The organism is Enterovibrio gelatinilyticus (assembly GCF_028683095.1).
GTDB classification, from domain to species: Bacteria; Pseudomonadota; Gammaproteobacteria; order Enterobacterales; family Vibrionaceae; genus Enterovibrio; species Enterovibrio gelatinilyticus.
Genome location: NZ_JAJUBC010000004.1, coordinates 174,055 through 186,517 on the forward strand (window position 1 = coordinate 174,055; position 12,463 = coordinate 186,517).

Consider the following 12,463-nt stretch of genomic DNA (forward strand, 5'->3'; position numbering starts at 1 on the left):
ATGCCTTTGCCATTCCCTTTAAATGAACCGCGTGCGCGGCTTTCAGGGTGTTTGCCCTTTCCATGTGGCGATCAAACGATTGCCAATTTAAAGAAGCAATACGACACCATTGTTGGCGTAGGCGCTAGCATAACTGCTGGCGTTTTCTCTCAGACCTTCCAATTTGACACACCATTCAGAGGGGCTAACTTTACCTCTTCCTCAGTGCCGGGCACTACCCTGCAATTTATGATTGATAATGTAAACTCATTTACATCGCTTGCATCGGGAAGGACGCTTTTTATCGTTCACGCAGGTGGCAATGATTGCTCAACTTTTCTATCGGCCAGCGGCACGGCTGACGATCCTGATGGTGTGGTTTTGTCTTGGGATGATATGTCAGATCAACACAAATCAGTAACTGAGTCGAGATATAGAGAGTTAATCTCAGCGCTCAAGCAGCATGGTGATGTAGCGCTTTCGTCGCTAACACTTCGTGATTACAAGGGGCAGGTTCTTACCAGCCCAGACCCTGATGCAATTGGAAGTGGAAGCTGGAACGATGGAGTGGTTATCCCTCTCTGTGAGGAGCTCACGCCCGAGTTTTTCGATAAGACCAGAGGAAGACCAGTCTTTGATTATTATCAGATGGTAAAAAACAATCCTGAAATGCTGAGTGTAGACAATGTCCACATGGGGGATGTGACATACCCAGCAGATCCAGTCAATGGCTACCCAGCGGGGCCTTCGAGCCACGCTATGCGCATCTACATGATTGAAAAATTAGGTAGCATCGGCGCAATAACCAGCTCCCCGCTTCCAGATGGCTTTTCTGATCGCATTATTCTCAATGTTGGCGCTGGAAACTCCTTGATGGGCAGGCCACCTTTCCAAGCGCATGCTGTCACGCAAGAAATTGTCGGGCGCAACACATATACGGGTATCAGTCTTTTTTCTTTGAAATCTCCAAACACCCCAGTTTCCAGTGTTGACATTGAAATACCTGGTGCGGGGTATGGTAGAAATAATCTAAATTCAAACTCGCTTCCTTGGAATGAAGGAGTGATTGAGCGCAACATCCTTTGTAACTCACTGGGTGCCGAGCTTATAAAGCTAACTTTCCACGGACTGAAAGGAAAAAGCGGGGTTATTCGTTTTACTGGACTTCACTCCATTGGTGCAACACCAGATGCAAGCAGATCTGCAAAAGTAACTCTGACTGACTCTGAAGGCTTCAAGGTTGCCACTTATGAGAACGTTGCCCCACTCACGAGTGATGATGTCAGCTTTTTCGCTGATGTAGACTTCAATGCTGGAAGCTTGGAAACGGTGGTAGCCGTTATTGAACCAAATGATGGTGCATCATATGCATATCTTGGCGGTGTTCAGATAGACACCATCAAATAGCGGGCGGCATCCAAACCCCCACCGCATAACACTGTACAAACAACCAGCAGTTAACTTATTATCGTTCGGTCGGTCAATTAGTTAGGGAAGGTTGGGAATGCGTGTTGATTGCCAATGCGGTGCACAAGCTGTGGTTAGCCGCAGCGAACGGACAAACCCCACAACAGCAGATTTATACTGCTCATGCAAAAAACCCGAGTGTGGACACTCTTTTATCTCCACACTCGGGTTTAAACATTCTTTGAATACCTCGGCCAGCTTTCCCGCTGGTTTGTCTTTAGGTGCCTATGTGCAAGGCACGCGCATATTTTGTGGATGCGGAAAAAAGGCGGTGATTCAAAAAACCAACCGCCTTTCCTCTAACGTGTCTGATTTGTATTGCCAGTGTGAATGCGGGCATCGGTTCGTGATGTTCCGCGCCCACTCTCACACGTTAAGCCCTTCAGCACTGACAACCGAAGCCCTCACCATGGCAATTATTCAATCTGTTACGCCGTCTGTACGCCGTTCACTTCATCAGCAGCTTGCGCTGTTTTAGCGTCTTTTTCTACTAACTCAATTAGGTACGGCAACACCGCGTTTTCTTCTGGATGCGCGGTGTTTTCGGCTGCGCGGCGTTCTAGCCATTCGATGGCCTTTCTTTGCGTTTCTTGCATTATCTTTATTCCTAGCCACTGTATATTCACACAGTATATTGACGATTATTTTAATGTCGAGACTAACGAACCAGAAATGGTTCAGTATCCCGTTTCTTGTTTTTTCGCCGCACAGCATACCTTTCACAATTCTACTTTTTTTAGACTAATGTCTGTTTATGGCGCTAACCCGCCACCTTTGGCGGATAAAGCCTTTTTTACACACTTTACAGGCAGTAGGTGTTTAGTTTTATGGGCAAAATCAGAAAAAAAGATCCATTATTGATTTGGCTTGGCGCGGTTCGAATGGAAAAAGGACTGTCACAGCAACAAGTTGCAGAACAAATAGATGGGTTGAGCGTGAGAACACTTCAGCGGTGGGAACAAGGCGACGGAAACCCACGGTTAGACCAAATACGCGCAGTTATGCAGCTTTATGGCGTGTCTGGGCTTGATACGTCTATCGGTGAATTGAAGTTTCGCAGAGTATTAACTGACGATGTGCGGGCGGCGATTTCAAAATTACCCGAACGTTTCCGCCGCCCTATTTTGGATTTAGTTATCGCCATTGTTCAGGAAGCCAACGGCAAATAGGATTTAGGCCAGCAACCCTGCCTGCATGATGCGGGTGTTTGTTCGGGCCATGTTCACCAGTTCCCGTTCCATGCTTTCCACTTTCTTCATGTTTTCTTCTAGTAACTGGCGCATGAGTTCAAGCTCTGACGCGCTAACCACTTTGTAACCCTGTTGCGCGGCCACATCTTGCAATTGCTTCATGCTTGGGCTTTGGGTGGTGCGCAGGTCTTGAATGTCGGTTTTGAGTTTTGCGCGACCAAGGGCAGTGGCGAATTCGTCGCCTTTCGGCCAAACGGGGTTGTTGAACACTTCACGGTAATGAATGCGCACATCGTTGGCGCTGCATCCGCGCAGTTCGGCAAGTTCATAAATCAGATCTGTGATTTTCACGCGGTGGCTAAGTCCTGGCAATTGGCGAGTGATGACAGAGCCGGCCACTTGGTTTGCCAGTTCGTTGAACTTGGTGATGAAGGCTTCTTTGATTTGTGCTGCAGGTTTGCCCGTGAAACCCATGACCAGAAACATGAAGCCGTCTTTGGTCATTTCGTAGACTTTTGATTTACGTTTTACGGCGCCCGCCTGCACGAATTCTTCGTGGGCGTAAAAATGCGCTGACGCAAATTCTGCAGAACATTCGAGGTTATCAATTTTTCGCAAAACGTCTTTGTGCAGCTTGCCGAACGCTGCCGCCACTTTGAGTGAATCGGTTTTTGGTTGGCCGTTACTGCAGATAATCGCGTTTGAAGGAATGAGGTTTAATGTGGTCATGGTGACCTCCTTGGATAATTAAGTTAATCACCACACAGAGGTTCGAAGCACTGGGTGGTGAACTGAACAAGGTTCGAACTACCGCTATCCAAGGAAACGGCCAGCCTAAGCTGCCTCATCCAGCCCACCATAATTCAGGTGTGCAAGATTCACGCGTAAAAAAACCAGCAAAGAGGCTGGCGACAACGCGCCTTGAATAGTTCGGGGTTCGAATCCCGGCTGCAGATTTTGCTGCAACCGTTTAAGCGTAAGCCCGAACTAGGCGCGTTGTCAATCTAAAGAAAGCCAATCACTTTCATCGTATTCAGTAGGTTGCGCTTTCAGCGCCCCTTTTAGCTGTAGTGTTTTACCGTTTTCACCTTCTATGTGATACAGCGGCTTATCGCAGTAATCACAGTGTGACGTGAAGACGGTTATCCCCTTTTCAGGGTTTTCCATTTCGTTTAGTACCTCGCTGACTTCATCGCATTGAGGGCAGCGCAAACATTCTGTCATGGTGGCAATCTCCTTATATGAAATTGCCATCATGCTATCACTTTACCTTCTGATTTTTATAAGTTTGCATACTTTTAAAAGTGAACTCACTTAGTGGAATTACCGACACTATATTTCCGTTTTCGTCCATCTCCACCAATTCTAATTCCATGACTGCAAGACGGTTCTTTTCTGCTTTGGTTAGCTTTTGGGTTGTCATGTGCTTATTGCTCCTACGCTTGCTTGTATAAAGTCACGGTGCCACAACGGCAAGGGCTGCCAAATTTCCGCAGGGTGTATCGACTCCATGAATCGCGCAACTTATAGAACGTGCGGCCATCGCCATAAGCCGCTTCAATTACCTTTTTGATTTTCTTGTTATTCATGCTGTTTGCTCCTATGAAAACTCTGGGTTGTTTTCGCAGTGGCGACAGTTGCCATGCAAGATCACACCGTGTTGGCATTGGGTTGGCTTTGCCATATCAATGGTCACGGCTTCACGGTGGCGAATGCGCATGGCGAGGTCTTCTGCGTCTTGGGCGGTTTGTTCGGCACGACGCGCCAGTGGGCTCATTGGGGTAACTGGCTTGCGGTTGATAATTTGACGCAGTTGGTCTTTGGCTTCATCCATCGCGCCGTTTTGTTCTAGCACAGACACAAAACGGCTTGGTGTGTTGGTGTCGGTCAGGTTGACCAACGCATTCAATGCGCTGCCGTTTTCGTCTTCTGCCATGCGGTTGAACACATCCAAATCCGTGGCGTTCTCGCCAAGGTCGGCTTTGTAATCTGCAAGGCCAAGCCAATCGCCAGTGTTGTCGAGCTCAACGGCCATGAGTACGGTGATTTTGTTCATGCTGCTTTCCCTTCTTTTTCTTCGGTGGCCAATAGAACTTTTTTCATCGATTCGTTCTTCATAAAGAGCACCCAGTGTGTATCTGCTCGTTTTCCACTGATGTGGCCAAACATCGGTTTGTATCCTGCACACTTTAAAATTTCATTGGTTTTGATTTGAACTTCATTCCACTTGAACACCAACACGCCGTTATTTTCTAGCACTCTGAAGCATTCAGAAAAACCATCTGAAAGGTCTTGTTTCCATTCTTTAGTTAGCTTGCCGTACTTAATAGCCATCCAAGCTTTATCACCAACTCGCTTCAGGTGTGGGGGATCAAACACCACCACTTTGAAAGATTCATCATCGAACGAAAGATTGCGGAAATCGTTGATTTCATCCGGCTTAACAATAAACGGTCGACCGTCGCAAAGCTCTGTTTCAATATTTCGAATATCGCTAAACAGAGTGATTGGATTCTCATCATCAAACCAAAGCATCTTTGAACCACAACAAGCATCTAAAACAAGAGTGTTGGCTTTATTTTTCATGGTTTTCTCCTTTCCCATTAAATTAGCGGCCACTCGTTATCGTCCCAGTAAGTTGGCGGGATGCGTGATAACTCTGGCTGACTGTTTTCAGTTGGTTTTTGTTCCGGTTGCGGGTTGGTCACACGCGCAACCAGTTCAGAAAGTGTGCCTTTGAATTGCATCGCGCCTGTTTGTGGGCGCGGGGTTTCCACTTCGACCAGTTGCGGTGGCCTTTCGGTGATCACTTCGTTGCCGAAATCGTCTAAACCTTTCTCGAATATGTGGCGAATGCGAATACTTCGCCCTTCTCCTATGGCAATACTTGAGCCAGAAAGGCTCATTCCATCGCCATTTGTCATGGCTCTGAGCGCATCCGCGCCAATTTCCCAGCCTTCGCCTGATAAGTGAGCAAATTGCTTATTGATATCGACGCAGACGGGGTGCGTACAGTTATTGACAGAACTCCGAGAGGCGACGCTGTCGCCAGAAAGAGCAAGAGCCTCCGCTGTTGCGTCTGACTTTTTGCGGATTTCCCATACTTTGGTGCGAGTTTTAACGGCATGGCCTTCGGCCACAAAGCCAATAATCTTTGAGACGGCTTCACCGTAGATAGAACCCATTGGGGTGACTTCGTAATCATTGCGGATTTGCAACTCATCACGCGCCACGAATGGGCCACCCTGCCCCATGACGTAACCTTCCCAACTGCCCGAATCGGCAGCCTTGAGGGTGTCTGTCACGCTGGCGCTTTCAGCTTTTGGCACATAGGTGTCCAAAAGGCGGGTAAACAGGGTTTTGGTTTCTAGGCTTTTGGCGTTCAGGCGCGGGCCGATAAAATCATCAGGGTAGCTTTCATCTAATAAGCGGATCAGGTCGCTGCGTTCTTGCTGTGCCAAGTAGTTGCCAAACTCGGCTTTGTTGGCGTTGGCGTAGCGGCGCAATTCACGGTAGGTGGTAACAGGCGCACCACCGAAGAATTGAAACTGGCGAATGTTCCAACGTGATTTCCAAGCACACACGGCTTTGGCTGTGTCTTTCACGTCTTTGCCTGTTTCGTCGTCCTTCTCGCCGTCCATCGCGTAACCGTCGATGTTCTTGGATATGTATTTGGCGATGTAGCCCGTTGCTGTGCCTAGCTCTGGGTTGATTTCTTTCACGTCGCAACGTGGGCGGTAATCTAACGGGCCCACAAATTTGCGCTTTGGCAGTAGCTCTTGCTTGTCGGCTTCAATGGCTTTGGTGATGAACATATCGCGCACTTCTGCGGCGTGTTCTGGCTTCACCCACAACAACAGGTGCCAGTGTGGTGTGCCGTCGTGGTGCGGCTCTGCAACACGAACACCAAACCAACGGATTTCCATGCGTTGAAGCTGGGCGCGAATTTTCGCCCATGTTTTATTCAGGTATTGCTGCGCGTCACGTGGGCTTGCGCCACTCCAATGCGGAATGAAGCCGCCTTTTTTGTAGGTGTTGTGATATTTGCTTGGCGTGGTCAGGGTAAGGAACAGGCCAGTTAAACCAAGGTGTGTGGCAATGTCTTCACAGCCACGCGTGCGAACCATGAGTTCCATGCGTCGAATGGCTGGGTTAGCCACTGACTTTAGGACCATATCTTTCATTGGAACGACTTCTTCGTTTTCTGCGTCGAAAAGTTCCATGTTGTTGATCGCGTCCCAGTTGCGTTCTTGCTGGGCTTTGTATTCGTTCTGGCAATCCCATGAGCAATAGGCGCTGGCGTTCTTACTCACTTGTCCCATAGCAATGGCAAGGTGTTCACGCATCACGTTGCGAACTTTCTTTAATCGGTTCACCCACCACGTTTCAGCGGTGATTTTTAGAATGGCGCATTCGTAGTCTTCAATCGTTGGGCGCTTTTTGTTGAGCGGCGGCAAGATGCCTTGCTCACAAACGAACTGTGCGAGTGATTGATAAACGGTTTCTGTGACTTCTGCGTAAGGTGTTCCGCTTGGCAGTGAATCAACCAATACGAGCATTTTTTCTTTTGTGACGTTTGCCAGTTGAAACGCCATTTCTTTGAGTTCGTCGCGCTCAAGTTCTGCCAGTAGCTTTTCTTTTTTCGGGCGCGGTTTGATGGCGTCTAAATCCAACGGCAGGCGTTCTTGATGCGGGCCAATAAACACTTTGCCTTCCGCTTTGGCGCGGTCGGCTTCTTTGAGGTTGTCGGCGTATTCGCCTGCAAGTTTTGTCACTCGGGTGACGGTCGGCAATTTTCTGTAGCGGTTCATCACCAAATGAATGCGGCGCTGTAGTTCACCACCCATTCGTTTGACGAGGAATTCGTTTGCGGCTTTTAAGCCCTTTTTATTGAAAACGGCAATGTAGCGATTGGCGAAGTAGCGAACCAGATAATCAGGCAGGTCTGCAAAGAACTGTTTGCGCCATTCGTGATCAGCTGGGTTCACTTCCCACAGCTTGCGCTCGATGATGCTCATGCCTTCCGGTTCGCGAAGCTCTGGCGCTTGCGGCACGAATAGGCCATCAACTTTACGCGGCTGCAATTCGCCAGCAGCCCACGCCCTTGCAGCCTCTTTGGCTACAAGGGCAGCGGCTGTGCCTTCTTGCGCGACTTGGGTAGGGAAACGGCTCAAGCTGCAACCTTCGCAAAAAGGTGTGCGGTTTTCTTTGTGTAGGAAATGATGTGGCTAGTGCCAACGGGAATATTTGAGAAGCGGTTACCCTTATCCCAAATGAACCAAGCGTATTCACACGAATCTGAACCGCCGCCAACAAAGCGCGGGCGTGGAACGATGATTGGTGTTTTCTCAGGAAAGCCCACTTCTGCCCAGAACGGCACACGCTTGGTTGAACCCAAGAAGTTCACGCGCTGCAAATATGCCATGGTGCCGTCTGGGGCTAATTCACTCAGGCTTTTACGAATGAATTCTTCCGTCAGTGAAAACGGCGGGTTGGTGATGATCACATCTTGTTGGCCGAATGGCGTGGTCAGGTAGTCGATACCCTGTTCAATTTCAGCGAATGACTTTTGGCCTTCTGGCAGGTTCACGCGGTTGAAGATGGCGCCCGTACCAAAGCAAGGCTCAAGAAAGCGATCACCTTCACGCAGTTGAAGTTGTGCCAATAGCGCTTCAACGCATTCAGACGGCGTTGGGTAAAGTTCACGCGGGATGGTGTTGCCGTTGGTGCTGCTCATGCTGCTTGCTCCTGCTTTTCGTTCAATTCCGCTAACTTCTCGATCACTCGGTCTTCCATCGCGTTGATGCTTTCAACGGTGAAGGGAATGCCGTGTGTGGAATCCAAATAAATGGCGTCTGCGCCGATGCTTAAATCAATAATCTCTACCTGCATTTCTTTGCGGCTTGCCCATACCGAAACATCAACGTGGTAACGCTCGCCCACGCTTTCCGCACTAAGCCAAATCAAACCGTCGATGGCGCTTTTCAGGTCTTTCCCGTTCTGGTTTTCCATGGTGTTCACCTTTTTCACTGACGAAAAAAGCCCCTCAAGAGGGGCAAACTTACTGCTTGTTATTAGTGGAGTTGGTTCGGTTGTAGGTTGTTCAAGCTGCCAACCGCGCGGGTGAAGCGTTGATTGAGTGCGCCTATTAGCTTCAAGCCATCACAAATGGCGGTGCGTGAAAGTGCGTCGAAGTCTTGAAAGTTTGAAATGCACGCGGATGGGTCTAACTGCGCGGCAACCAGAATTAATGCGCGTTGTTCTAGCGTTAGTGAGTTGTAGGCCATGCGAAATTCTGAGGCCATGTGTCCAACGGTGAACATCGCTTTTGCTTGCTCTATGGCTTCATCGGCGCGGGGTGCAGGTGTTGATGCTCGCGCATCTAAGTTCGCGTGATGCTCTGCGACACTGCGCGGCAGATTGGGAACAGGGCGAAGTGCTGGCGCGGCGGTGTTGTCGTTGGCGCTTTCATTGGCTTTCAACTGTGCGCGGGCGTTTATGAGTGCGTTATTCATCATGGGTTCCTTATGCGATGCCGGGAAGGGGTAAGCCTGTGACGACATCTGCGCCCATAGCGAGAAGAGGCTGAATCCCTGCGGTTTTGTATTCGATGGTGTTGATCACTGAAACGAAGTTGCGAATGCCTGCGCTGGCAATTTCGCGGATGCGGTCACGCTCGGTACGCGGTAGGCGTTGTGCGTTGGCATTTTGCAGAGCGATTTGCGCCAGTTCGCCAGAATACTGGCTGGCTTTTAGTGCATGAATCGCCAGCGTTGCTTCTGTGTCGCTGCCATTCAGTGGTGCGCCCACCATGTTGACGCTCTGCAAAACACCATCAACAAGTTCCGTGCGGCCTGAGCGGTTTGTGATTTCGATTAACTGTTTAACAGTCAGGTTTGCGTTTAGGTTGTTTGGGTTCAGGCGGTTGCGCAATGTGCCGTCACATAAACCCATTTCACGTTCTAACCCACTGGTTAAACGCAGCTTGGAGAACGCAACACACGCTGCGTTGTATGCGTTTTGTTCGTTCTCACGTGAACCGGACATTTGATTTATTTGAGTCATCGTCAATACTCAATTGAGTGCAAATGGCAACAAAATTACCGCAATTGCGAAACAGTGATACCAAAACGGTAACTTTTCGAACTGCGGGGATGCTTTTGAGTTCTTAACCGAACTCATGAGGCATTGCCTAGAAGTTGGTTTGTTTCGCGGCTCGCCTTTTCCATCATGGCGATCACGTTAACCATTGGGGTGTCGCCCTTGTTTACTTTTGGGGCGGTGATGATTTTGCCTTGCGCTGCCCAGTCTTTGACGGTGCGGTAAGTCATGCCTGTAAAGCGTGCATATTCTTCACAAGTCATGTATGGCGCAGGTATCGCTACTGAAAAAGAAAGCATGGTGGTATCCTTTTGGGTTGTTTTAGGCTTGATTTCGTTTTGTATCGTTCGCTGGCGTCTCATATCGACGCGGGCTATTCATTTGCGATGATTTTAGATCGTCAATTGAATTGAATGCAAGCTTAAACATTAAAAAGAATTGAAATGCGACATTCATTTGAAAGGAATGGTGCGTAAATCACGTTTTGTTACTCAATAGAATTGAGAGGTTATGTATGAGTCGGTTAGAAGCGAAGATTCCACCTTATGAGTACCTCGGCGGAAAAGATTTGGTCGATAGACTCAAGGAAATCTATAACGTTGGTAAGGATCAGCAATTAGCAGATTGGACAGGCGTTCCCGCACCTACGATTGGCACTTGGAAGCAACGCGATTTAACGCCGTACGAGTTGGTAATAAGAACCTGTATCGCTAAAGGTGTGAATCTTGAATATCTCGCATTAGGAAAAGGCGAACCCTATTCACACGGTTCTGAAAACTCTTTATCCGAAATTTTGCCTGCAAAGAAAATCACAGCAGGGAAAGCTGAGGATTTGCCGCCAGTCACTTTAGACAAAGCTTTCTTACCAGATGGTTTATCGCGTGAAAACTGTGTTGTGTTCTTTACCGATGATGGCAGCCATTTGGTCGACACTAATGAAACCGATCCTTCTTCCGGCAATTACGTGATTGATATTGATGGCTCACACAGCATTAACCGCCTTCAACGTTTACCAGGCGGCAAAGTTTCTATTCATTTCGAAGGTGCGCCAGTGGTGATTGATGCCAGCGAACTGAAAGTGATTGGCCGCGTTGCAATGAGTTGGGTGAAGGGGTAGCCAAGTGTTTAGACTTTCATTTGTCGCCCTTTTTCTATCTTTCAACACACATGCCCAGCAATTAAGTGATTGCGATGCCGCAGCAAACGTAATGAAGGAGGCCGCGCCCTTATTAATGAAAGCGGCGTCTATGTATTCGTCCAATTCTAGTTATCAAGACGTCGCACAATGGCGCACCAAACACTTGAACCCAGAAATTAATCGACTAAATCAATTATTTTCTAGTGACCCATACCCTAAAACTGGTTTGCACACACCTGTTTTCACGGATGTGAACGCCAACTTTCTTGGGCGCATTCCCATGATGGCGCAAGGGATTCAAGCTGCTCTGCGTCATGGCGACAAATTTAAAGATGACATTTCTTTTAATTGGAGCGAGGCCAAGCAAGCTGGCACTAGGTTTGCCCAAGAATGTCCTGAACAGGCAAAAGCTTTCTAATGTCTATCCGCAATCTGAAAGACGGCAGCAAGAAACCTTGGCTTTGCGAGTGCTACCCATCCGGCCGCGATGGTAAACGCATTCGCAAACGGTTTGTGACGAAAGCCGAAGCGGCACAATTCGAGCGTTATGCAATGAACGCTATCGACGATAAGCCGTGGCTGGGTGAAAAGTCGGATAATCGCCGCCTATTGGATATGGTGGAAATCTGGCATCGCGCCCACGGCTTTTCATTGGCGCAAGGAAAATACACTTACAACCGTCTTTCGTTTATTGCGAACTCGCTGGGCAATCCGCTTGCAACTCACTTCAGTGTAAAAATGTGGTCCACGTTTCGTGAACAGCGCATCGCGGGTCTTATCATGAATGCGAAGGGTAAGTTTGCGGCGGTGAAAACATCGACGGTGAATCATGATCAGTCTGTGCTGAATGCGATGATTGAGGAATTGATTCGCATGGGCGAATGGAAAGCGGCGAACCCGTTAAACAACGTTCGCCCGTTCCGACAGCATGAAACGGAAATGGCGTTTTTATCTGAGCCTCAGATTGATGATGTTTTGACAGCAGCCAAGGCACTTCGCAATGAATCGGTTTATCACATCATTTTGGTGTGCTTATCAACTGGCGCTCGATTCGCCGAAGCTGAACAGCTTAGGGGATCACAGTTGAGTAAATACAAAATCACGTTCAGTAAAACAAAGGGCAAGAAAAACCGAACAGTTCCGATCAGCCCCGCGCTATACAATGCGATTTATCAGCCCACTTCGGGGCGACTATTCAAGAACTGTTACAACACGATGTGGCGAATGATTGATTCCATCATCCCAGACTTGCCCGAAGGCCAAGCCACACACGTGTTTCGTCACACTTTTGCATCTCACTTTATGATGAATGGCGGCAACATTGTGGTTCTGCAACGAATACTGGGCCACACTGACATTAAACACACCATGCGATACGCCCACTTCGCCCCTGATCACCTTGAAGATGCCATCACGAAAAACCCCATTTCTAACCGCCTTTAGTGGCGGCAAAAAATGGCGGCAAAGTGGCGGCACTCTCTGTTTTATATCGTATCAAAGCGCACCAAACCGGATAGCAACCCCAGCAACCACGGGCTTTTCAGTAAGTTACGAAGCGGTTTTGACAATAAGATATAACTAACGATTC

19 protein-coding genes are annotated in these 12,463 nt (G+C 48.5%); 6 read left to right on the forward strand and 13 right to left on the reverse strand.

The features are described from left to right. A complete protein-coding gene (locus tag LRP50_RS05240; RefSeq protein ID WP_274163432.1) occupies positions 1 to 1,386 on the forward strand; it encodes a hypothetical protein in 1,386 nt (461 codons plus the stop codon). Positions 1,387 to 1,483: 97 nt separating this feature from the next. Continuing rightward, the gene (locus tag LRP50_RS25725; protein WP_420791190.1) at positions 1,484 to 1,924 is read left to right on the forward strand and encodes an ogr/Delta-like zinc finger family protein; all 441 of its coding nucleotides are present in this window, start codon (positions 1,484 to 1,486) and stop codon (positions 1,922 to 1,924) included. Here the strand turns inward: LRP50_RS25725 and LRP50_RS05255 are convergent. Further along, entirely contained in the window at positions 1,875 to 2,042 is a 168-nt protein-coding gene (locus LRP50_RS05255) for a hypothetical protein (protein ID WP_274163433.1), read from the reverse strand. The two genes, LRP50_RS25725 and LRP50_RS05255, sit on opposite strands and share 50 nt — an antisense overlap. A gap of 231 nt (positions 2,043 to 2,273) precedes the next feature. On the opposite strand from LRP50_RS05255, the gene LRP50_RS05260 reads away from it, so the two are divergent. Continuing rightward, entirely contained in the window at positions 2,274 to 2,615 is a 342-nt protein-coding gene (locus LRP50_RS05260) for a helix-turn-helix domain-containing protein (protein ID WP_274163434.1), read from the forward strand. A gap of 3 nt (positions 2,616 to 2,618) precedes the next feature. On the opposite strand, the gene LRP50_RS05265 is transcribed toward LRP50_RS05260, so the two are convergent. From LRP50_RS05265 to LRP50_RS05320, 12 genes are all read right to left on the reverse strand, one after another. Next, positions 2,619 to 3,365 carry a Rha family transcriptional regulator gene (locus tag LRP50_RS05265; RefSeq protein ID WP_274163435.1) on the reverse strand — a complete coding sequence of 249 codons (747 nt, stop codon included), beginning with the start codon at positions 3,363 to 3,365 and terminating at the stop codon, positions 2,619 to 2,621. Positions 3,366 to 3,635: 270 nt separating this feature from the next. Then, on the reverse strand, positions 3,636 to 3,860 hold the full coding sequence (locus tag LRP50_RS05270) for a hypothetical protein (protein ID WP_274163436.1): 225 nt from the start codon (positions 3,858 to 3,860) through the stop codon (positions 3,636 to 3,638). Between the two features lie 37 nt (positions 3,861 to 3,897). Continuing rightward, entirely contained in the window at positions 3,898 to 4,059 is a 162-nt protein-coding gene (locus tag LRP50_RS05275) for a hypothetical protein (protein WP_274163437.1), read from the reverse strand. Positions 4,060 to 4,072: 13 nt separating this feature from the next. Next, a complete protein-coding gene (locus tag LRP50_RS05280; RefSeq protein ID WP_274163438.1) occupies positions 4,073 to 4,225 on the reverse strand; it encodes a hypothetical protein in 153 nt (50 codons plus the stop codon). A gap of 11 nt (positions 4,226 to 4,236) precedes the next feature. Then, on the reverse strand, positions 4,237 to 4,692 hold the full coding sequence (locus LRP50_RS05285; protein ID WP_274163439.1) for a tetratricopeptide repeat protein: 456 nt from the start codon (positions 4,690 to 4,692) through the stop codon (positions 4,237 to 4,239). Then, positions 4,689 to 5,222, reverse strand: coding sequence for a TRM11 family methyltransferase (locus LRP50_RS05290; protein WP_274163440.1), 534 nt, complete (start codon positions 5,220 to 5,222; stop codon positions 4,689 to 4,691). The genes LRP50_RS05285 and LRP50_RS05290 overlap by 4 nt, the downstream gene beginning before the upstream one ends. Before the next feature lie 17 nt (positions 5,223 to 5,239). After that, positions 5,240 to 7,810: a replication endonuclease gene (locus LRP50_RS05295; RefSeq protein WP_274163441.1), complete on the reverse strand. Its 2,571-nt coding sequence runs from the start codon at positions 7,808 to 7,810 to the stop codon at positions 5,240 to 5,242. Next, positions 7,807 to 8,373 (reverse strand): class I SAM-dependent methyltransferase, encoded by a 567-nt coding sequence (locus LRP50_RS05300; RefSeq protein WP_274163442.1) that lies wholly within the window; start codon positions 8,371 to 8,373, stop codon positions 7,807 to 7,809. Before LRP50_RS05300 ends, LRP50_RS05295 begins: the two co-directional genes overlap by 4 nt. Next, positions 8,370 to 8,648 (reverse strand): hypothetical protein, encoded by a 279-nt coding sequence (locus LRP50_RS05305; RefSeq protein ID WP_274163443.1) that lies wholly within the window; start codon positions 8,646 to 8,648, stop codon positions 8,370 to 8,372. The genes LRP50_RS05300 and LRP50_RS05305 overlap by 4 nt, the downstream gene beginning before the upstream one ends. A 62-nt stretch (positions 8,649 to 8,710) precedes the next feature. Further along, positions 8,711 to 9,151, reverse strand: a complete 441-nt coding sequence (locus tag LRP50_RS05310) for a hypothetical protein (RefSeq protein WP_274163444.1) — start codon at positions 9,149 to 9,151, stop codon at positions 8,711 to 8,713. 10 nt (positions 9,152 to 9,161) lie between these two features. Further along, positions 9,162 to 9,701, reverse strand: a complete 540-nt coding sequence (locus LRP50_RS05315) for a phage regulatory CII family protein (protein WP_274163445.1) — start codon at positions 9,699 to 9,701, stop codon at positions 9,162 to 9,164. Between the two features lie 113 nt (positions 9,702 to 9,814). Next, positions 9,815 to 10,036 carry a hypothetical protein gene (locus tag LRP50_RS05320; protein WP_274163446.1) on the reverse strand — a complete coding sequence of 74 codons (222 nt, stop codon included), beginning with the start codon at positions 10,034 to 10,036 and terminating at the stop codon, positions 9,815 to 9,817. A gap of 215 nt (positions 10,037 to 10,251) precedes the next feature. Here LRP50_RS05320 and LRP50_RS05325 point away from each other — a divergent pair, with 215 nt between their 5' ends. From LRP50_RS05325 to LRP50_RS05335, 3 genes are read left to right on the forward strand one after another with little or no spacing between them, the layout of a single operon-like run. Continuing rightward, entirely contained in the window at positions 10,252 to 10,854 is a 603-nt protein-coding gene (locus LRP50_RS05325; RefSeq protein WP_274163447.1) for a phage repressor protein CI, read from the forward strand. Between the two features lie 4 nt (positions 10,855 to 10,858). After that, positions 10,859 to 11,293: a hypothetical protein gene (locus LRP50_RS05330; protein WP_274163448.1), complete on the forward strand. Its 435-nt coding sequence runs from the start codon at positions 10,859 to 10,861 to the stop codon at positions 11,291 to 11,293. After that, complete coding sequence (locus LRP50_RS05335) at positions 11,293 to 12,318, forward strand: phage integrase (protein ID WP_274163449.1); 1,026 nt, start codon at positions 11,293 to 11,295, stop codon at positions 12,316 to 12,318. The genes LRP50_RS05330 and LRP50_RS05335 overlap by 1 nt, the downstream gene beginning before the upstream one ends. Positions 12,319 to 12,463 lie beyond the last annotated feature (145 nt).